Source organism: Gardnerella sp. DNF01151 (genome assembly GCF_049244235.1).
In the GTDB taxonomy this organism is placed as follows: Bacteria; Actinomycetota; Actinomycetes; order Actinomycetales; family Bifidobacteriaceae; genus Bifidobacterium; species Bifidobacterium swidsinskii.
In genome coordinates, this window is the sequence record NZ_CP058389.1 from 1,215,084 (window position 1) to 1,235,981 (window position 20,898).

Annotated in this window: 18 protein-coding genes, 3 tRNA genes and 1 riboswitch; of the genes, 5 read left to right on the forward strand and 16 right to left on the reverse strand. The window is 40.6% G+C overall.

What is annotated here, in order from left to right:
* Positions 1 to 35: 35 nt before the first annotated feature.
* Positions 36 to 1,745 carry a hypothetical protein gene (locus HXT37_RS05155; RefSeq protein WP_004108269.1) on the forward strand — a complete coding sequence of 570 codons (1,710 nt, stop codon included), beginning with the start codon at positions 36 to 38 and terminating at the stop codon, positions 1,743 to 1,745.
* 122 nt (positions 1,746 to 1,867) lie between these two features.
* On the opposite strand, the gene HXT37_RS05160 is transcribed toward HXT37_RS05155, so the two are convergent.
* Positions 1,868 to 3,679 carry an AMP-dependent synthetase/ligase gene (locus HXT37_RS05160; RefSeq protein ID WP_102703172.1) on the reverse strand — a complete coding sequence of 604 codons (1,812 nt, stop codon included), beginning with the start codon at positions 3,677 to 3,679 and terminating at the stop codon, positions 1,868 to 1,870.
* 142 nt (positions 3,680 to 3,821) lie between these two features.
* The gene (locus tag HXT37_RS05165) at positions 3,822 to 4,439 is read right to left on the reverse strand and encodes a M23 family metallopeptidase (RefSeq protein ID WP_233186343.1); all 618 of its coding nucleotides are present in this window, start codon (positions 4,437 to 4,439) and stop codon (positions 3,822 to 3,824) included.
* Positions 4,440 to 4,645: 206 nt separating this feature from the next.
* Between HXT37_RS05165 and HXT37_RS05170 the strand changes: the two genes are divergently transcribed.
* Both HXT37_RS05170 and HXT37_RS05175 read left to right on the forward strand, forming a co-directional pair.
* A tRNA-Asn gene (locus HXT37_RS05170) sits at positions 4,646 to 4,721 on the forward strand.
* A 181-nt stretch (positions 4,722 to 4,902) separates the two neighbouring features.
* The gene (locus HXT37_RS05175; RefSeq protein ID WP_102703173.1) at positions 4,903 to 5,751 is read left to right on the forward strand and encodes an ATPase; all 849 of its coding nucleotides are present in this window, start codon (positions 4,903 to 4,905) and stop codon (positions 5,749 to 5,751) included.
* Between the two features lie 116 nt (positions 5,752 to 5,867).
* Here the strand turns inward: HXT37_RS05175 and HXT37_RS05180 are convergent, their stop codons facing one another.
* The 4 genes from HXT37_RS05180 to HXT37_RS05195 form a co-directional block, all read right to left on the reverse strand.
* Positions 5,868 to 7,259 (reverse strand): amino acid permease, encoded by a 1,392-nt coding sequence (locus HXT37_RS05180; RefSeq protein ID WP_421779797.1) that lies wholly within the window; start codon positions 7,257 to 7,259, stop codon positions 5,868 to 5,870.
* A gap of 149 nt (positions 7,260 to 7,408) precedes the next feature.
* Positions 7,409 to 7,595: riboswitch (Lysine riboswitch) on the reverse strand.
* A 114-nt stretch (positions 7,596 to 7,709) separates the two neighbouring features.
* Positions 7,710 to 7,782: transfer RNA gene (locus HXT37_RS05185), tRNA-Ala, on the reverse strand.
* A 166-nt stretch (positions 7,783 to 7,948) separates the two neighbouring features.
* Positions 7,949 to 9,025 (reverse strand): ATPase, encoded by a 1,077-nt coding sequence (locus tag HXT37_RS05190; protein ID WP_102703174.1) that lies wholly within the window; start codon positions 9,023 to 9,025, stop codon positions 7,949 to 7,951.
* A 190-nt stretch (positions 9,026 to 9,215) separates the two neighbouring features.
* The gene (locus tag HXT37_RS05195) at positions 9,216 to 10,223 is read right to left on the reverse strand and encodes a DMT family transporter (protein WP_004108292.1); all 1,008 of its coding nucleotides are present in this window, start codon (positions 10,221 to 10,223) and stop codon (positions 9,216 to 9,218) included.
* Between the two features lie 344 nt (positions 10,224 to 10,567).
* Between HXT37_RS05195 and HXT37_RS05200 the strand changes: the two genes are divergently transcribed.
* Positions 10,568 to 10,972 carry a pyridoxamine 5'-phosphate oxidase family protein gene (locus tag HXT37_RS05200; protein WP_004106472.1) on the forward strand — a complete coding sequence of 135 codons (405 nt, stop codon included), beginning with the start codon at positions 10,568 to 10,570 and terminating at the stop codon, positions 10,970 to 10,972.
* 242 nt (positions 10,973 to 11,214) lie between these two features.
* On the opposite strand, the gene HXT37_RS05205 is transcribed toward HXT37_RS05200, so the two are convergent.
* The 10 genes from HXT37_RS05205 to HXT37_RS05250 form a co-directional block, all read right to left on the reverse strand.
* Positions 11,215 to 11,664 carry a DUF3021 family protein gene (locus HXT37_RS05205; RefSeq protein WP_004108296.1) on the reverse strand — a complete coding sequence of 150 codons (450 nt, stop codon included), beginning with the start codon at positions 11,662 to 11,664 and terminating at the stop codon, positions 11,215 to 11,217.
* 90 nt (positions 11,665 to 11,754) lie between these two features.
* Positions 11,755 to 12,264 (reverse strand): LytTR family DNA-binding domain-containing protein, encoded by a 510-nt coding sequence (locus HXT37_RS05210; RefSeq protein WP_004108298.1) that lies wholly within the window; start codon positions 12,262 to 12,264, stop codon positions 11,755 to 11,757.
* Between the two features lie 149 nt (positions 12,265 to 12,413).
* Positions 12,414 to 13,232, reverse strand: a complete 819-nt coding sequence (locus HXT37_RS05215) for a histidine phosphatase family protein (protein ID WP_064621533.1) — start codon at positions 13,230 to 13,232, stop codon at positions 12,414 to 12,416.
* A gap of 24 nt (positions 13,233 to 13,256) precedes the next feature.
* A complete protein-coding gene (gene rsfS / locus HXT37_RS05220) occupies positions 13,257 to 13,679 on the reverse strand; it encodes a ribosome silencing factor (protein ID WP_102703175.1) in 423 nt (140 codons plus the stop codon).
* Between the two features lie 36 nt (positions 13,680 to 13,715).
* On the reverse strand, positions 13,716 to 15,125 hold the full coding sequence (glmU, locus tag HXT37_RS05225; protein ID WP_102703176.1) for a bifunctional UDP-N-acetylglucosamine diphosphorylase/glucosamine-1-phosphate N-acetyltransferase GlmU: 1,410 nt from the start codon (positions 15,123 to 15,125) through the stop codon (positions 13,716 to 13,718).
* A 114-nt stretch (positions 15,126 to 15,239) separates the two neighbouring features.
* Positions 15,240 to 15,310 (reverse strand) — tRNA-Gln (locus HXT37_RS05230).
* Between the two features lie 91 nt (positions 15,311 to 15,401).
* The gene (locus tag HXT37_RS05235) at positions 15,402 to 16,424 is read right to left on the reverse strand and encodes a ribose-phosphate diphosphokinase (RefSeq protein ID WP_032837849.1); all 1,023 of its coding nucleotides are present in this window, start codon (positions 16,422 to 16,424) and stop codon (positions 15,402 to 15,404) included.
* A gap of 96 nt (positions 16,425 to 16,520) precedes the next feature.
* Positions 16,521 to 17,333, reverse strand: coding sequence for a nicotinate-nucleotide adenylyltransferase (gene nadD, locus HXT37_RS05240; protein ID WP_004108320.1), 813 nt, complete (start codon positions 17,331 to 17,333; stop codon positions 16,521 to 16,523).
* Positions 17,323 to 17,841 carry a phosphoribosylglycinamide synthetase gene (locus HXT37_RS05245; protein ID WP_102703177.1) on the reverse strand — a complete coding sequence of 173 codons (519 nt, stop codon included), beginning with the start codon at positions 17,839 to 17,841 and terminating at the stop codon, positions 17,323 to 17,325. The genes nadD and HXT37_RS05245 overlap by 11 nt, the downstream gene beginning before the upstream one ends.
* A 38-nt stretch (positions 17,842 to 17,879) precedes the next feature.
* Positions 17,880 to 19,157 (reverse strand): glutamate-5-semialdehyde dehydrogenase, encoded by a 1,278-nt coding sequence (locus HXT37_RS05250; RefSeq protein WP_103013846.1) that lies wholly within the window; start codon positions 19,155 to 19,157, stop codon positions 17,880 to 17,882.
* A 201-nt stretch (positions 19,158 to 19,358) separates the two neighbouring features.
* Between HXT37_RS05250 and thrC the strand changes: the two genes are divergently transcribed.
* Complete coding sequence (gene thrC, locus HXT37_RS05255; RefSeq protein WP_102703179.1) at positions 19,359 to 20,885, forward strand: threonine synthase; 1,527 nt, start codon at positions 19,359 to 19,361, stop codon at positions 20,883 to 20,885.
* The last annotated feature ends 13 nt before the right edge of the window (positions 20,886 to 20,898 follow it).

Sequence of the window (20,898 nt, forward strand, 5' to 3'; positions counted from 1 at the left end):
GCAACAGATAGACCACGAAACGAGAGGTCACTACTATGATTCGTTTGTGCAACAGAACTATGCATCGTTCTTTAGTTATGCTGGCAGCATTAGTTACGATGCTTTTTGTTGTTAGCTCGTGCGCAAGTTCAACAAAAACTTCTTTAAAATCTGAAAATAAAGAACAAGCGAATCACGGTAACGTTATTGTTTTTACTCCATCAGACGGATTAGCAATAACACGTAATAAGCCTCTAAGCACGTGGGACATATTGGTTCCAGAATTAATAAAATCGTTAAAAGATAAGGGATTTGACGATAATTCTATTACTACTAAAACTTCTTCTAGCCTTTCAGAACAAAGCCGCGATGTGCAAGATTATGTAGTAAATTTGCTAAGCTCATTGAACAATGCAAAACAGAATAATTCAGGAAAGCACAATTCTGTTTCTGAAAATTCAAAAATCAAAAAACAATTAAGTAAAACGACAATTGTTATAGCTCCATGGACTAGCAAAAACGGCAATAATAACTATGGAGATTATGCAACGTTGCCTGCGTCTAATTCTGAAAATACACAAAAATCAAATACTCAGGACTTAAATTTACAAAACGACGATAACTCTCAATCATCTAAAGATGAGCTTAATGCAGAAAAACGATTGGCATCCTCACTTCGCCTAGCAAAAAAGGCGGGAATCCACGTTGTTATGCTCTCACGGAATGTTAGCGGTTTCAAACCTGATGTGATGTTCCATTTATCTGACGCAAGAACCATTGGCGAAATTCAAGCAACAACTCTGATACAAAAAATCGCTCTAGATCGTGCAACTAAAGAAAATCCACGCTATATTGAAGTTCTTTTGCCATGTCACAATCAAAAAAATATTAATGCAAACAATAATAATCAACAAAATAACAGCGACGAAGCAAGCGAAGATGATGATTCTAACAACAATACGCATGCAAATAGCGAAACAGCATTCCATGATGATTTTGCTGAAGAAGCATTCGCTGGCATTTGGAAAGTTTTGAGACCATATTTTGCTTCTGGAACATTAATAAGCACTTCTGGAAGATTGAATGTGAATAGTAGCGAAAAAGACTGGACCAATGTTGCTTTCGACGCAGATGTAGCTGACTCTGTGAAAAATGAGTTAACAAAACGAATTACGAAAAGTACAAGTCTTTTTTCACACTCAAGGCATCGCGTTGATGGAATTATTGCGCTCGATGATCAAATTGCTTTACAAGCCGTACAAGCACTAAACAATCTCGGTTATGAAGGAAGCGCAGCAGATATAAACCCATCTTTCAATTTGCCGGACGTTATCGGAAACTTCATAGGGAAACGAGATCTTAATAAAAGACCAGTTCCTGCTCCAAAAGATTCTGCAAAGAAATCCGAAAAAGAATTACGACAACAGCAGAAAAAAGATGAGGAAGAAGAATCAGAAGCAAAGAAATGGCCAGTAATAACTGGTTATGGCGCGTACAAAAATATTATGCCAAACATTGTGAGCGGAAAGCAATGGATGACAACTATAGAAAATCATAAGCAGATTGTTCAAGATCTTACTGCTACTTGTTATTCTTTGAACAGAAACGGTAAACTTGACAAAAAAATCGCTACAGTGCAAACAAAAATTGAACACGGGGAAACTGTCCCTACTGTTAACGAGCGACTAGTGGCAGTAAGCGCAACAAATCTAAAGTCACGTTTAATTGACCCAGGTTACGTATCATTAGCAGACGCAGGCTTGTAAATACAATTTTTGAACGCAAGTTATGGAACGCAAGTTGTGAAATATAAGTTGTGGAACGCAATCTGCAGCTTGAATATAGCTTCAAGCTATAGTCAAGCTATATTCCACGAATTTACACACAGCTAACGTTTGCGTGGAGCATAAATAACGTGTTCGATAAGGTCGTTATAACGCTCTACAACAACTTGACGACGCGCCTTTAAACTTGGCGTAATCAAACCGTTTGCTTGAGTAAACTCATCTGGAACTATTTCGAACTTGCGAATAGACTCAGCTCTAGAAACTAGCTCATTTGCTTTGCTAACAGCACGTTCAACTTCTGCTCGCACAATACCGTTATGTGAAGCTTCTTTTAAAGACCGTACGGGGCATGCACCACGCGAAGAAAGCCAAGTATTTACTTCTGATAAATCGAGCGCAATAATTGCTGAAACAAACGGCTTCCTGTCTCCGATAACAACAGCTTGAGAAATAATAGGTGAAGACATTAATGAAGCTTCTAACGCATTTGGAGATAAGTTCTTACCACCAGCAGTAATAATAAGATCTTTCTTTCTGCCTGTAATACGCACAAAACCGTCATCGTCTAAAGATCCAAAATCTCCAGTATGCAACCAGCCATTTACAATCTGCTGTTTGGTAAGCTCAGGATTATTATGGTAGCCTTTGCACACTGCAGGACTTTTAATACACAATTCACCATCATCAGCAATAGCAACAGATACACCCTTTACAGGCAAACCAACGGTACCAATGCGATAACCTGTCGTAGGATTCACCATAGAAGGAGCACAAGTTTCTGTCATTCCATAGCCTTCTAGAAGAGGCAAACCAATGCCATTAAAGAAGTGTGCAATCGACAAATCTAAAGGAGCACCGCCCGAAATAGCGTATGAAACAGAGTCTCCAAATACGTGTAGTAGTGGAGCATACACTAATTTTTTACATATTGAATGGCTAAGAGCGAGCATTGGAGGAACCATTGAACTAGACTGCTGAGCGCGAGACCATTCGCGAGCAACCTTAGATGCATAAGCAAAAATAAAACCTTTTACTCCTCTGCCTGCTTTTTGAGAAGCAGCATTGTAAATCTTCTCAAAAATGCGTGGAACCCCAAGAATAAATGTTGGTTTAAAAGTTTGAAAATCAGACAATACAGTTTTCAAATTACTCGTCAAACCAAGAGTTATATTTCCAGCAAAGCAGAACAATTGCATAAACCTAGCAAAAACGTGCGCAAGAGGCAAGAACAGCAAAAGACGCGGGCTGCCTTTTAACGCAATGTCTGGCATAGAAATAACACCTGATTTAGCAATAAAGACAAAATTGCTATGAGTAAGTTCAATTCCTTTTGGCTCACCAGTTGAACCTGAAGTGTACACAATTGTTGCTATGTCACTTCCATTAACAGCGTGCACTCGCTCATAAAATTCAGCATCAGTTACTGCTTTACCGTATTCAATGCACGCGTCGATAGCACCACGATTCATCACATATACGTCGTGAAGAGTAGGACATTCTTCCTGAACAGCCTCTACTTTTGGCAACATTTCAGGAGACTCCACAAATATTGAACATACTTGAGAATCTTGAACAATATGTTGTATTTGCAACGAAGAGCTTGTTTCATAAATTGGCACTGTCAATGCGCCTATAGACATAATAGCCATATCAAGAATTGTCCATTGCCATGAAGTGTGAGCAATAATTGACACAGCGTCACCAGGCATTACCCCTCTAGCAATAAAGCCTTTAGCGACAGCTATTACTGTATCTCTAAATTCTTGAGCAGTATATGACTTCCAAACGCCGTCAGCTCCAACGTATTCAACCAAAGAACCATTAGGATTGCGCTCTGCTCGCTCTTCTAGCAGTGAGAAAACATTAACATCTGTATCAATAGACTCATCAAGTGGACGAGAATATTCTTGCATATTAGCTCCTCTATCTGCTGAATTGACGTATATCTTTACTATACGCGATTTGCAAGCCTTCGCATATGCGAATATCTACAAGATTGTAATAAATTTTGTTCATTTATCTACAAATATCTACGATATAAATATAGTATTTTGCTTATTCCACAGGCTTAAGCACAATGCGACGCTTAACAGTCATTCTTTCAGGATTAGCATATGTACGATTTTTACGTTTTAAACCCCACTGCACACAAGTTGTGCCGCAATGGTCCGAACCTCCTTCGACATGTGCAAAATTCTGGCCTCTTTTCACAAAAACACCAACGCTAAACTTTGTTACAGCAGGCTCAAAAGTGGATGTCAGTTCACCATGCCTAATAGTCACAACTGATTTACCAGCGACTTTACCAGCAAAACTAATAACGCCATCTGCAGGCGCAAATAAAGGAGTCCCTGTGCTTGCAGCTAAATCTACGCCGCGATGCCCAGCCATCCAAGGTTTAGGCGGAGGATTAAAAGCTTTTACTATTCGTGCAGGTTTTACAGGCCATTGCATAGCTGACTTGCATGTTTTTTCGCTATAAGCGCCTTTAGAAAGAGCACACTTGTGGCAACATGTCACAGCAGATTCTACAACATAATATTTAAGATGATGACTATTTTGCGAAATTTCGGGTTGTAAAAACAGCGTATCTAATAAAATAACTGAGATTATAAAAATCCCCAAACAGGCAGATATTTTGTAATATAATTCATAATTTTTGCGAATACACATATATTCCCCATCCGTATTTTTATAAAACGACTTTTATAAAAGTTTTGCAGCTAATTTGCAAAAATCATAAGCTTTTAAAGCATTGTGGATAAAACATATGCTTATAATCACTGTTTCGACACGCCAAAACACGCCATATTTGCATCTTTGAAAATTACGTGTAATATAAATGTCTTGTGCACAGCGCTTAGTTGAGTACAAGATATTCCTGCGTAGCTCAGTTGGCAGAGCGTTCGACTGTTAATCGAATGGTCGCTGGTTCAAGCCCAGCCGCAGGAGCCATGAAGCCACTGGTTTTCCAGTGGCTTTTTGCGTTAAATATTACGACTTGTATCCACAAGCAAAATCTTGATTGTTTAGCGCTCATGAGCGTGGCTAACATAAACATTTTGGCGTATTATATAAACAAGTTGCGTATTCAAATGCGCTAATGTTGAGCAGCAATAGATAACAGAGGACAAATATGAATCAACATAGCTCCGATAGTGTTGAAAAGAGTCAAAAGAAAAAGCTCATTATTCTCATTGTGGGAATTGTTGTGCTAGCTTTAGCTCTTGGCGCAGTTGGCACACTTTGGTATATGAAGCAGACTGAACGCACTAAAGCAGCTCGCAAACAGTGCGAAATAAAAGTTGCACAAATTTCTAAAGCCAAAGCCGTATGGAAAAGTTTAGTACACAACAGCGTAATAACAGATCTCACAAAAGGTGACTCTGATAACGCAAAAGAACTTGCTAAAATCATGAGCGAAAAGGTTCCTGACGCAGTATCTTGCACAGCAAACTCTCCTGAAGAACTTGGTTCCCAAAGCGTAGAAGCTTTAGCTGCTTCTGAATGGTATGCAGTCAAAGCAAAAAGAGTGCGCGAGTTGGCTGTTACATTAATCGATGAAAATAACAAAAAAGATAAAGACAAAGACAAGCAAGACGAAGAAACAAAGAAGCAAGAGATAAATGAATCGACTGGAATTGTAATTCAGCGTTCAAATGTTGTCCCACCAAAGCCAAAGCCAACACCAGCGCCGACGACAAATACTCAAGACACTAAGAAACAGAAGACTGAGAAGAATAAGAATAAAGACAAAGACAAGAACAAAGACAAGAACAAAGATAAGGAAAAAGAACAGGAAAAGAACAAAGAAAAAGATAAGGATACAAAAGGCAGCGAAGACGGATCTGGCGACGGAAACCATAAAGGAAATGATGGTCAAGAAGATCCGAATGATAAAGCAAAAAAGGGCGACCAAGATCCCTCTGCTAAAGCGGACCTAATAGGACCTCCACCATCTTCAGAATCTCCACAAAAACCATAAAACATATTCCTCTGTTATCTAACTCAATAATAAAAGCTCCCAGCGTATATCACTGGGAGCTTTTACATTATCTAACTCTACATCGTAAACGATGTTGAACTTTATAAACTATTCGTTCATTTTGCTACTCGAACATGAGTTAAATCGACTTCCTCAAGAGGAATTACTCGAGTATGATTTTTAATCTTGTAGCCAATGTATAGAACGATAAATAGCGGCACAGACATGTACGTGATTCCAATAGCCTGCCAGTTAAGCGTTGCAAATGAATGCAAATCCTGACCAACAATAACAAGAATGCATAAGAAGAACGCAACAATAGGACCAAACGGATACCACTTTGCTCGATAAACTAATTCATCTAAGGAATGACCTTGAGCCAAGTATGCTTTACGGAAGCGATAATGAGCTGCAGCAATACCAGCCCAAGCAATAAAACCAGTCAAACCACTTGCAGCAACCAGGAACATGTAAATTTGCGAACCAAAAATACTCATAAAGAAAGTAAATAAAGCAACTACAAATGTAGCAATCAACGCAGGAACAGGAATACCACGAAGACCTACCTTGCCAAATACTTTTGGAGCATTATCTTCTTTTGCGAGCGAATAAAGCATTCTTGTTGAAGCATACATGCCGGAATTTGCTGCAGAAATAACAGAAGTCAGAATCACTGCATTCATAACTGCCGCTGCAGCTGCAAGCCCTGCACGTTGGAACACAAGCGTAAACGGACTAATAGCAATATCAGTTACATCAGAACCAAGTAAGTTCTTGTCAGTATAAGGAATAATGCAAGCAATAACGAAAATTGCAAGAATGTAGAAGAGAAGAATACGCCAGAACACTTGCTTTACAGCTTTTGGAATACTCTTTTCAGGAGTTGCAGACTCTCCAGCAGTAATACCAATAAGCTCAGTTCCTTGGAAAGAGAAGCCTGCAATAGCGAACGCACACAACACTGCAGGAACACCGCCTGCAAATGGAGCGTCCTTATGAGTGAAGTTTTGCAAGAATGGCGCTTTGCCACCAACAATGCCAACAATCGTAAGCGAACCGATAACAAGGAATACGATTACTGCCAACACTTTAATAATAGAAAGCCAATACTCAGTTTCTCCAAAGCACTTAACTGTAAGCACATTGATAACCAAAATAAGCATAAGAACCGACAGTGAGAAAATCCATATTGGCACTGTTGGGAACCAATATTGCAGAACTATTGCTGCAGTACTAACGTCCACCGCAACCGTAATAGCCCAATTAAACCAATAGTTCCAGCCCATTGCGAAACCTAGTGCAGGATCAATAAAACGTCCAGAATACGATGCAAACGATCCACTAATAGGCATAAATGTTGCCATTTCACCAAGGGAAGTCATAAGGAAGTACACCATAATGCCAATCGCACCATAAGCAAGCAAAGCACCACCAGGACCAGCCATATGGATTGTTGCACCACTAGCAACAAATAAGCCGGTGCCAATGCTGCCACCTAAAGCAATCATGGAAATATGTCGGGTTTTTAATCCTCGATGGACATCGTTATTTTGATGAGTATTCTGCTGAGTATTCTGTGCAGCAGTAGATGATAATGAGCTACTCATTTTTCCTCCTTTCATGACAATCAGAGGCAAAACAAGCAAGCAAAAGCAAGCGTGTCGATAGCTCTCCGCAGCGGATGCCAAATCACTGCGACAGTCCTTGGTATATTAAGCCAAGTCCCAGCTCACTACTTTTGGGATTAAGCAGTAAACTTCGGCGCTCTCCCCTTTTGTAAGCAATTAACGCTTTCCCTGGCTCATGCTTACTACTCTTGTCGAGCGCAACCTCTGGTCGATGGTGTTCATTATTAGTACGACTTGCAGACAAACAGTAAAAAATACGGCGTGGCGCATAAAAATTAAAAAATAATAACAAAAAACGCCACCCCAAAAAGAGGTGACGTTTAAAATTTGTGGAGCTAGGGGGATTCGAACCCCCGACCCCCTCCATGCCATGGAGATGCGCTACCAGCTGCGCCATAGCCCCGTTTTTACTTATGCCGTTCAAACGAACCTTTGATAGGTTACAACAAATAGCCGTTCTATCCAAATGCGGCGTGTCGAATTCAACTTACAAATTCCAAAAATCCTGCGAATTCTACTAACAATTTAGTCGCCAATTCGGCAAACCAATTCAAGAACCAATTCGAAAATTAGTTACCATTGGCACTTCCAGATTGGTCACCATTACCAGGAGAAGTTACATTGTTTGAAGAACCAGTAGATCCCGAAGATCCAGCAGATCCAGCACCTGCATCAGAACTATCAGCACCCGATCCACTATTCCCACTAGCAGCATCACCTGAATTCGTTCCTGAATCATTGTTAGTGTCACTACCTAAATCATTATCGGAATGACCACCTGTTGAACTATCTGCATTTTCATTGCCATGCTCATCATTTTCGTCTTCATTACCATCTTTACTATTAGAATCATCATGAGATTTCTTATGGTCTTGATTAGTATTCGTATTAAGACGTTGCTTAGGTTGTGGTTGATTTTGCTGTTGCTCATGACTAATTTCTTCAGGCTTATCAATATTGTCTGTGCCTTTTCCTTGTGTAAACAAAAGAACAGCACCTGCAGTAACAATAACAGCTATAAGAGCACTTATAACAGCAACAACAATTGTTGTACGATGATCGTTTCTATTTTGGTAAGATCCAGAAGAGTAACCGTAGTTTTCACTAACAACCTTAGATAACGGCACCGGCTCTGGAATTGTGCCTTCCGACAGTTCCATGTCTTCTTCATGCTGTTCACGTAATTTCGACAATTCCAAAATACGCGTATTTTCTAATTCTGGATTACGGACTTGCGAACTAACAGTGCGTCCAAATCTTGCATCTTGAACAGCCATATTTTTGTCATCTGAAGGATCAGTATTACATTGCAACGAATTTGATGAATATTGCATATGAATATCATCTCCAATTCTTTTAGAATCAACATTCTCTAAACCATTTGAACGCACGCTAGAATCTGACACATTACTAAAATTAGACTGTTCTGTAGAAGTATTCGGATTTACTTCCGAAAGTTTACGCGATGAAGCGTGAATAACATTCTGATACAACTGTGATGCTACTGCTGAGACAATAGAACCAATAGCTACGCCAATAACTGAACCAGCAATACCAATTTTCGAAGCAAGTAAAAACGAAGTCACTGCAGCGAGCGATCCAGCTAATACTTGCGTAAACGATATGCCTTTGAAGAAATTCTTCACTTATGCACCTTAACTATTTATGCGAATATAATGCCAAAATGCATGGCAAATATGCAAATTCCACTACCAACATTATTACAACAATGATGGTATCACTCTACGCAAAAATTGCACAGTATTGCCAGAGCATTCTTACAACAAAATCACAAGTCTTATATACATAAAACTTAGCTACACAAAACTGAAATGCCTAAGACTTAGCAACCTCAAAATCTCTATCTTTATAAGAAAGCTCACAATTCGCTTTTTTATCACAATAATGCTCACCTAAGCTTGCAGTAATAATTGCAGCAAATATTAAAGCAAATCCCACAAAAGCCATGTTAGAAACATGCTCATGAAAAAGAACAGTAGAGAATAAAAGCGTGAACAAACTTTCAGTGCACATAATCACAGAAGCGTTTGCAGTAGAAAGATTCACCAAACTATAGTTTTGCATAATTTGTGCAACTACTGTTACTACTACTGTAAGGTAGAACATATTAGCAAAAATAGAGAAATGATCAGCAGCGTTAAAGTTTGGCAAAGGCTCACAAATAAGCGCACCAGCTACAAAAAGTACGCCTGAAACAACAAATTGCCCAAAAGTTAACGTAACTGGATTATATTTACGAGAATAATACGCAAGGAACGTAAGATTAAAAGCAAAAATTGCAGCACATAATAGAGTAAGAAAATCTCCATAAGACAATGTGAGCACAAGCATCCCAGGTTTTAATGCCACAAAACCTACTCCAGCAACGCACATAACTGCAGCAACTAATCCTAAAAGAGTTGGCTTTTTCTTGACGATTAACCAAGCAGAAAATGGCGTAATTACGCAATATGCTGCTGTCAAAAACGCGCTACGACCTGGATCAATTGAACGTAACCCTTCAGTTTGCAAAATTAAAGTAGCATAATACGTAATTCCAGTTAGTAAAGAAGGAACAATAAGCTTTTTTGTAAAAGTTTTACGAAGCGTACCGAAAAAAATAACAGCCATAATCGTGCAAGCGCCAACCATACGAACGCCCATAAGCCATTGCACAGGAAACACTTCAAGAGCATATTTTGAAGAAACATAGCTGCCACCCCAAATAGCAGCACAAATCAACAACATAATCTGAGCAGTATGAACACTTTTGCCTTGAGGCATGCCCGATTTATCCGAAAGCGGTTCAGCTATAGATTTAGCTGTTTCATATTTCACCTTCATAATATTCCCCTTCAACTATAAAAGTTGATTCTTTAAAATTTTTCTTTTATAAAGCGTTTTAGCTTATAAAATAGACAGAATAACCGTAAAATCGTGAAAAGTACAACTTTCTGGCGTTCCTTCGTAAAATTTCCGATATACGCTTCAGAAAACAGTGGCAATCAAGTATTTTGCTGTATAAATTTCGCCCACGAAACTATTGAAGAATTGGGTGATTTATATCACAACTTACAATTTTTTTACGCTACACGCTCGTATACACTTTTAAATCAGCGTAATGTAGCAATGTAGGCTTATAAATTGCGTACGAAGAAAGTGCGCAATCTTGTTAGGAAAGGAATATTATGGCAACTCTTAGCGCAGATATGAAAGAATTTATTGCGAATAATTTGGCTTGGATTGCAACAGTGAGCAAAGATGGCGAGCTTGATTTGGGACCAAAAATGTCTATGTTCGTACTCGACGACAACCACCTTGCCTACCACGAGCGCACTGCAGGTCAGCATTATAAGAACTTGCAAGACGGCAGCCAGCTGGTTGTAGCAGTTGCTAATTTGGCAGAAAAGAAGGGCTATCGCTTCCGCGGAACCGTTACCCTTCACACTGATGACGCGATTTACGAAGAGCAAGTGCGTGTGGCTGAAGAAAAAGGTACGAAGAAGCCGGCTGCAGTTCCAGTTATGGAAATCACTGAGATTCAGGACTTGACTTCTGGAGCTACTGCCGGCAAAACTATTGCAAAAGATTAGTGCATAGTTATTCAGTCGTGTGGATATTAGTGTGGTAGAGATTTGAGATTTTTCGCACTGAACGAAGGACGCTCGCTCGGTTAACGCGCTCGCTACGCTCTGAGCGCGAAAGCAGGTCGGAGCGCAAAACGCCGAATTAGTACGTCTATAGTAGGCGTCATACAATATCGAGTGGCGTTCGTCCTCAACGGCGAAGATGAACACCACTCAATTCTTTACTTGATTATTTAGTTGTAACTATTTTACTTGCTTTCTTTACGCAATGCTTGCAGTCTAGTGTTCATTTCTTCCGCTTTCTTCTTCTCGAAGTAATAAATTATTGCAGCAATCGCAATCGGGAAAATAACAGTGAACGCAATCCATCCGCAAATCACAGCTGGCTCATCTTTGAACGAAATCCACCCAACAATCACCGATACAATAAATTGAATAGCAATTGGTGGTACTAGTGCAAAAACGAACTTTGCAAGATTTGACATACGCTCATTCGACCAAAAAATAGCGAATACTCCATAGCTTATGCCTATAACAAACGTTGCTACAGCATAAGATGCAATTCTGTTTCCAACCGCAGTATTTGCTAACAAGCTCGACACAAAACTGATTGCAGTAAAAATAGTGCACCCTATGCCAATGCCATTAACAATGTTTTTTACCATTGTTTTACCAAAAGTTGTAACTTGCTTTTCCATAATAATCGTTTCCTTTTTAAGTATTAAAATCTTGTATTAAAAATTAGTATTAAAAAATTTTGATAGTTTTATATTCGACTACGCTTAAAACTACATTCCTAAGCGCTTTTTGAACCCTGCTAAGCATCTGCGACTAATCCACTCAACGCTTCCGTCGTCCATTTTTACGCTCATACTTCCGCCGAATCCTGGATCGACTCGAACAATGCGATTCAAGTTCACGATTGCGGATTTAGATATGCGCACAAACGACGCGAATTGCGGATTGTCGAAATCCATTAGGCGCTTGTAAGAAACGCACTCACCTTTATCACTGTGAATGATTACGCGCGAATTTTCAACGCAAATCATAATCACATCCGGCTCGTGCATAACAATAATCGAATCGTTAATATAACCGTATATGAATGGATTATTATTGCTTAATTTATCTGAAGTATTAATTTCAGTATTATTTTCAGCACTTCTTACATTTGCATCATTTGAGTCAATGCTTTGTAACTGAGCGATAATGCGCTTAAGCTCATCGTCAATATTGTGAATTGACAACTGAACTGACTGCTCTTCCTCAGGCGGAACAATAGCAATAGTTACTTTCATCAAGCCTCCTTTCCGTGCACTACTGTTAGCGTTTGTTAGCTTTTTGTTTTGTAATTTTGACTATACGGCACTGTAAATAGTCTGTCTTTACAAAATCGCTAAACGGTAGCTTTCGGTAATTAAGCGGTAAAAAGGAGATATTACGCAGATTAAGCCGCTCCCCAAATGCGAATAAGACGCTGGCTTGTAGGGTCAGCTGCAGGACCTTGATCATAAGCATCCAAACGCCAATGAATCGAACCATCCGCGTTAAGACTTGGAATTAAGCGCGCCCAGCGACCATTTCCCATGCCACCAATCGTTTTGTAAGAAGGATCTACTTTATCTAATCCAAGCAGCTTATGAACAGTTTGCGAAAGGCAAGAGCCATGCGAAAACACTAGCAAATCGCGGTCTGCGCCAGTTTTGCGAGTCCAATCTTCTACTGCAGTAGCAGCGCGCTCTCCTACTTCCTGCTTAGCTTCAGCACCATGACGAAGCTCCCCGCCTTTACCTTCGACCCAAGCTTTGAAATCTTCCGGCCACTGTTCGCTAATCTGCTGGCGATTCAAACCTTCCCACTCGCCAAAGAAACGCTCGCGCACACCATTTTCAACTTGCACATGAAGCCCAATCTTATCTGCAAAAGCATGAGCTGTCTGCTGCGCGCGAATAAGCGGAGAAGCAATCGCCACAAAACTCGCGTCCGCTTCTTCCGCTGTAATGCGCACATGCTCAGCGCTGTTCGGATCCTTTGGATCTTCTAAGTCAGAAGCACCAAAAAGCACGCGCAAAGCTTTTCCAGAGCGAGTTACCTGATCCATTCCAGACTCATCCAAAGCAATATCAATCATGCCTTGCAAACGGAACTGTGCATTATACGGAGTTTGACCGTGGCGAATAAGCATAACAGAGCGAGCAATTCCTTCGTGCGCACTATTAATGGAATTATTTACGTTACTCGCAACATTTTCTACGAAATCAACCATGGTTCGTACCGTACTTTCTTCTTATTATTCAGTTTTGCTAGAATCTTCAGTTTCGATAGCATCTCCAGTTTCGCTAGCATGCTCTGGCAGTTGCAAATCGATTGCTGGGCAATCATTCCACAGGCGTTCCAAGCGGTAAAATGCTCGTGCTTCCTCATGCATTACATGAACCACAAAATCGCCAAAATCAAGCAAAATCCACTGTGCTAATTCCAAGCCTTCACGAGATAAAGCCTTGCGCTTGTTGTCTTTCAAGTACAAGTCTTTTTCGATTTCTTCTGCAACAGCCAATACTTGACGCTCGTTTGAAGCAGAAACAACTAACATAGCATCCGTAATACCAAGCAAATCGCTTACATCAAAAGCCTGCTCGTTCGTTGCTTTCAAACGGTCTGCAGCAGCGGCAGCAATACGAATTGCACTAATTGAGCTTTCTAAAGCTGTCATAACGTTACTACTCCTTAATTCTCCAACAAACGCTTTTTAGCGTTCCCAAGCTGGCTTCCAATTTTCGACTACATGCTGAGTATTTTCAGAGTACACCATAGAATCAGCCGGAACATCGTGACGTACCACCGATCCAGCGCCGGTAGTAACATCATCTCCCACAGTAACCGGTGCTACAAACAGGTTTCCTGCACCGACGTGAGCACCAGAACCAATCGTAGTATGATTCTTATGCACTCCGTCATAATTTGCAGTAATCGTACCGCCGCCAATATTCGTATGCTCACCCAAATCAGCATCGCCAATATAGCTTAAATGAGGTACTTTAGTGCCATTTCCAATATGAGCTTTCTTCATTTCTACGAAAGCTCCTGCCTTACTTTCCTCACCAAGTACGTTTCCTGCACGCAAATACGTCCAAGGACCAATGTTTGCAGCTCTACAAATATGCGATTCCTGTACGCGCGAACGTTCAACCACAGCATCCTCATCAATTTGCGCATCAATAAGAGTCGTGTAAGGACCAACTACAGCACCACTTGCAACCGTAGTACGACCTTGAAGGAAGCATCCAGGAAGCACAGTAACATCTTGTGCGAGCGTAACACTATCTTCAATCCAAGTAGTATCAGGGTCAAGAATAGTTACACCTTCAAGCATCCATTTTTCGCACACACGCTTATTATGTGCTTTTGCGAGCGCAGCTAATTGCACACGATTATTTACGCCCTCTACAGTAAGCGGATCTGGAGCAGACATTGCACCAACATGACCAAACTTTCGAGCATGTTCCAAAGCATCAGTCAAATAGAACTCACCTTGAGCATTTTGAGAGTTAAGATCTGCAATTGCGTCACATAATACAGTCGCATCGAATACATATACAGAAGTGTTCACTTCATGAATAGCAAGCTCTCCAGCATTTGCATCCTTATGCTCAACAATACGCAAAACGTCACCGTTTGCTTCGCGCACAATACGACCGTATCCAGTTGCATCGTCTAATACTGCTGTAAGAACTGTTGCCACATTGTTATTATTATTGTGAAAATCAACTAAAGACTGCAAAGTTTGCGTATCAAGTAGCGGCATATCGCTTGCGGCAATCAGCACAGCTCCTTTTAATGCTTCACCAGTTTCGTTTTTAGCAATTTCGTTAAGATCTTTAATAGCACATTGCACTGCTCTGCCGGTTCCAGGAGTTTCGTCCTGATTTACAATATGCACATTTTCGTTATAGCTAATAGCAGCAGCAGCTACGCGTTCAGCTTGAGCATGCACAACTACAGCTAGTTTTTTAGGATTTACGCCATTCATGGCATCCATAACACGATTGAGAAATGTTTTACCAGCAAATGGATGTAGTACTTTCGGAGTTTCTGAACGCATACGCGTCCCATCGCCTGCTGCCAAAATTATTGCCGCAGTTACATCATGCTTTTCCACGCATACGCTCCTTATACTATTTTAATAAATTTCGCTGTATGTAATTCTATTACTTATTAGCAGCGTTCAAAACAAAAAACGCCACTCGATTCAACGAGTAGCGCTTCAAGTAAGCTCCCTCACCTGGATTCGAACCAAGACAAAGGGTTCCAAAGACCCGTGTGCTGCCATTACACCATGAGGGAACGGCGGAAAAACCGCCAAGTCACTATTATGCCATAATATCGAAAAACGTCAAATTGGCGTGCCGAAAAGCAAACCGTACGAAATCAATACTTAAGCAAATAAGAATCCTTGTCCGTGATGCTCAGGATAAGTGTCGAAAAGCTTAGCAACCGAACCATCCTCAAACACTGCTTTAATAGCGCTTGCAAGAAGCGGAGCAATTGAAAGAACAGTCAAACCATCCCAACGCTTCTCTTCTGGAATTGGCACAGTATCAGTCAAAACAACTTCCCTAGCACCACAAGACTTCAAACGCTCGACTGCGGGACCAGAAAGCACGCCGTGAGTTGCAACAACTGTAACAGACTTAGCTCCAGCTTCCTTCAACACATTGCAAGCTCCTGCAATAGTTCCTGCAGTATCGATCAAGTCGTCAACCATAACGCAATCGCGTCCAGCAACGTCACCAACGACGCGATTTGCAACCGTCTTATTAGGGCAAGTGATATCGCGAGTTTTGTGCACAAAAGCCAAAGGACCGCCACCTAAGCGCTGAGCCCACTGTTCTGCTACGCGAATACGACCAGCATCAGGAGACACAACAGTTACGTTTGCAAGATCATCGCGGAAACGATCACGTACGTAATCAACCAAAACTGGCATAGCAATCAAGTGATCAACAGGACCGTCGAAGAATCCTTGAGACTGAGCTGCATGCAAATCGACGCTCATAATGCGATCAGCACCAGCAGTCTTTAGCAAATCAAACATCAAGCGGCAAGAAATAGGTTCGCGACCGCGATGCTTTTTATCTTGTCGAGAATAACCAAGCAACGGGCATACTGCAGTAATTGAACGAGCAGAAGCCCTCTTCAAAGCGTCAATCATAATTAACTGTTCCATAATGGACTTGTTAACAGGATCACTGTGGCTTTGAAGCACGAATACATCTGTACCACGCACAGATTGCGTATAGCGAACATACATTTCACCATTAGCAAAATCGTATGCCGTAGTTTCAAGTACATCAATTCCAAGCTGATCAGCTACATCACGAGCAAGCTTCGGATGTGCGCGACCGGTAACGAGAACAAGGTTTTTATCTGGCTTTCCTTCAAGGACGATGCTCACCATATCTCCAAACATTAGTTCGCTTTAATTCGCGAAATGAACATAATCAATACTAACTTTTTGCACAGACGATAAACGACAAGCCTACAAAATCAATAATTACGCACGATATAAACCATGCTTAACTATGTATTGAACTACTCCATCTGGAACTAAATACCACACCGGCTCACCATGCTCAGCTCGACGACGAACATCAGTAGAAGAAATAGACAACGCTGGAATCTCTAAAATATCAACCGGCAAATGCGTAGAATCACAATGAACCATATCGTCACGATTCGCCGCAATACCAGTATCATTCGTATGCATTTGGCGAGGCATTAACGGAGAATTAGAATCTGCTAGCTTTTCTGGTCTCGAATAGCCAGGACGAGTAACAGCCACAAATCGAGCCAAATTCCACATTTCGCGCGCATTTTTCCATTGCATTATTTCAGCAATAGCGTCAGCTCCAGTAATAAAGAAAAGCTCAGCATCCGGATGCTGCGCGTGAATATCTTTCAAAGTATCAATAGTATAAGTAACTCCAGGGCGATCAATATCAACCCTAGAAACAGTGAACTTTGGATTTGATGCTGTTGCAATAACAGTCATTAAATAACGATCTTCTGCATTCGTAACTTTTTTATCAAGCTTAAAAACAGGCCTACCGGTAGGAACGAAAATAACTTCGTCAAGATCATAAACCCAAGCAACTTCTGAAGCAGCAACCAAGTGGCCATTGTGTATTGGATCGAATGTGCCGCCCATAATTCCAATGCGCTGACGTTCATGCACATTGCCACGAGCAGAAGTACGTTTATGAACTGAATTCACAACCGCAGGAGGAGCCGCTTCTTTACCAGTAAACGCGCCATGAAATAGGTCAGACATGCGACGTTCTGCATCTTCGTGAATTTCAGGACTCATTCGCTTCAGATTCCTTGTCTTCCACTTGAGTTTCATTCACTAACCCAGATGCAACATTTGCGCTATCCGGATTAATATTGCCCATTTCTTCATCCCACTCATCTTTTACGACACGCTGGATTTCGGCAAAAGTTGGAAGAGGGAAATCTGGTTGATATGCACCACGAATTTTCGCTACAGATTCCGAAATTTTAGCAAGCATGGATGTCATGCCATCAATATCATGATCACGTTCTAATTCGCTAAACTTAATAATATTCTTTTCCATATTGCGAACATTTTTAAGAACATTATTAAACGAAGTTTCATCAGGAATAGTCACATCATTCGAATCAGAATCTGGCCAGCCCATCAACACTGCGTCAGCATACTCAAGCGATGAACGTTGCAATGCAGAAGCAATACCATCTTCAATTTGCACCAAAAAAACATATCGCACAATGGACAAACGTTCAGCAGCAATATCAAGCGCTTCAGCTGTACTCAAATTCACGTCATTATTAGGCATACTCTTACCTTACCGCCACGTAACTATTAAAACCAGTACTACTCGCGTATCTGCCCATCTCCGTAGCCGATCCATTTGGTTGTTGTCATTTCAAGCAAACCCATAGGGCCTCTCGCATGCAATTTTTGCGTAGAAATACCAAGTTCTGCGCCGAAACCAAATTCGCCACCATCCGTAAAGCGCGTTGAAGCATTTACCATAACTACAGCGGAATCAACACTTGCAATAAAACTTTGAATAGTTGAATAATCTTCAGCAATAATGGTTTCAGTATGGCCAGTAGAATATTTCGCAATATGAGAAGCTGCATCAGTATAATCATCTACAACTTTCACACCCATATTCAGCGACAAATATTCTCGCTTCCAATCTTCCTCAGTGGCACACTCAAGCTGCAATCTTTGAATATTAGCGGATTGCAAAATATCGTAAGATTTATCGTCTGCATGTAAAATTACATTATGCTCAGCTAAAGCAGCAGCGATTTTTGGCAAAAATTCTTGCGCAACAGCTTTATGCACTAATAATTTTTCAGCAGTATTGCACACGCCCACTCGTTGCGTTTTTGCATTAATAATAATAGGTATAGCTTTTTTAATATCAGCGCTTTTATCTACATAAATATGTACGTTTCCAGCTCCAGTCTCAATAACAGGGACCGTAGATTCTTGAACAACTGCTGCAATAAGATTTGCGCTACCTCTAGGCACAAGCACATCAATATGACCGTGAGCATGCATCATTGACGTAGCTCCGTCTCTTCCTAAATCATCAACAGACTGAATCAAATCAGCACTAAAGTTAGAATTTTTAAGAACCGATTGTATAACTTCAATACTCGCCTGATTCGTATGGAGAGCCGCGCTTCCACCACGCAAAATCGCAGCATTTCCAGATTTAATACACAAAGCAGCTACATCAATAGTTACGTTTGGACGAGCTTCGTAAATCATTCCCATAACGCCCATTGGAACTCGAATTTGCGAAAGTTTAATGCCATTAGGAAGAGTGTATCCGCGAACAACCTCTCCTACAGGATCTTGCAATTGTGCAATTTTTCGCACGCTTTTTGCAGAAGCTTGGATTCGCTCTTCGTCAAATTTAAGCCTGTCGAGCTTTCCAGCATCCATTCCTTTAGCTTCAGCTTCTTTAAGATCTTTTTTGTTAGCCTCAGCAATATTTGAAGCTGAAGATTCTAAGGCATCTGCCATTTTTTCGAGAAGCGCATTTTTTGCGCGAGTGTCTGCATGAGCAAAATTACGCCACGCTTTGCGCGCACAATCCGCACGAGCATTCACTAAATCATCAACAGACAACGTTTCCCCCCTATAGATTATTTGCCTAATCGCCAATTAATTAATAGTAAAACAAAAGCATTTATACATATGAGATTAGCACACGCCCATTCGCCCAGCACTTCAGGTACCATAATTTGATATAAGTTGTGTAAATAATTTACATAAATAATCTATGTAAGTAAAAAATATTCTCTATAAACAGACGGTTACGGAGTTATTATGGCATCAGATACAACTATTTTCCATAGCACTCGTTCGCTTAAGCCAACATGCACTTCAAAAGAAGCAATACGTAAAGGAATTGCTGAAGATGGCGGATTATTTGTAGCCGATAGCCTTGGTAGCGAGCGTTACGATATTTCTAAATTGCAAGGCAAATCGTATCAAGAAATTGCGCAAGATATTTTACAACTGTTACTGCCAGATTATACTTCAGAAGAGCTTTCTTCTTGCATTAAACTGGCATACGGCAATCAATGGGCTAATAACGCTATTACTCCACTCCAGCAGCTTGGAAACACTCGCGATTTTGTGATGGAACTTTTCCATGGTCCTACATGCGCGTTTAAAGACGTTGCTTTGCAAATGTTGCCACAATTAATGTCTCGCACTAAAACTCAACACGAAAACGAATCTGATATTGAAAAAAGCGTTATGATTCTAACTGCAACTTCTGGAGATACAGGTAAAGCTGCTTTGGCTGGTTTTGCTGATGTTCCAGGCACTTCTATGGTTACTTTTTATCCAGAAGGAAAAGTTAGCCGCGTTCAAGAATTGCAAATGACTACGCAGGTGGGCGAAAATGTGAAAGTTTGCGCAGTTCGAGGCAATTTTGACGATGCTCAAACTGGCGTAAAACAGATTTTCACCAATAGTGAGCTTAATAAAAATATTGAAGAATCTGCGAATACTGAATTGTCTTCTGCTAATTCAATAAATGTTGGACGACTCGTGCCGCAAGTCGTGTACTATTTTGCGGCTTATAAGCAACTTGTTGAGCGTAAAGCAATAGCTCTTGGAGACGAAGTTGAGTTTTGCGTACCAACCGGCAATTTTGGCGATATTCTTGCTGGATATTACGCAAAAATGCTTGGTCTTCCTGTAAAACATCTTATTGTTGCAAGCAATAGCAATAATGTTTTGTTTGATTTTTTGGTAAGCGGCACTTATAACCGTCAGCGCTCATTCCATCACACTGTTGCTCCTTCTATGGATATTTTGGTTTCTTCTAATTTGGAACGAATGCTTTATTACATGTGCGATAAAGACACGCGTTTAATACAAATGCTTATGAACGATTTACAGCAGTGGGGCGCTTTTGAGATTCCAGAAAATGTGCTTGCAAAGATTCGCTCACTGTTTGGCTGCGGTTGGGCAAATGAAGATCAAATTCGCGAAGCTATTTATGACTGCTGGAACAAGTACAAGTATGTGATCGACCCACATACTGCTTGCGGATTCTTCGTTATGCAAAATATTCCACATGACGAAAGCACACCTAGAGTATTGCTAAGCACTGCAAGCCCATACAAATTCCCTCGCGTTGTTGCTGAAGCTTTGAATATTGAGCATGTGCAAGATATGAATGATTTCAAATGCATGGACGCTCTTAGTAAAGCTACAGGAACTAAAGCTCCAAGCATGCTTAGAAATCTTGAAAATAAAACTCCACGCTTTAATGATGTTATTAATGTTGAAGATATGCCTGAGTATGTTTTAGCTCAAGCGCATAATTTCGCAAAATAATCATAAAGTTTTA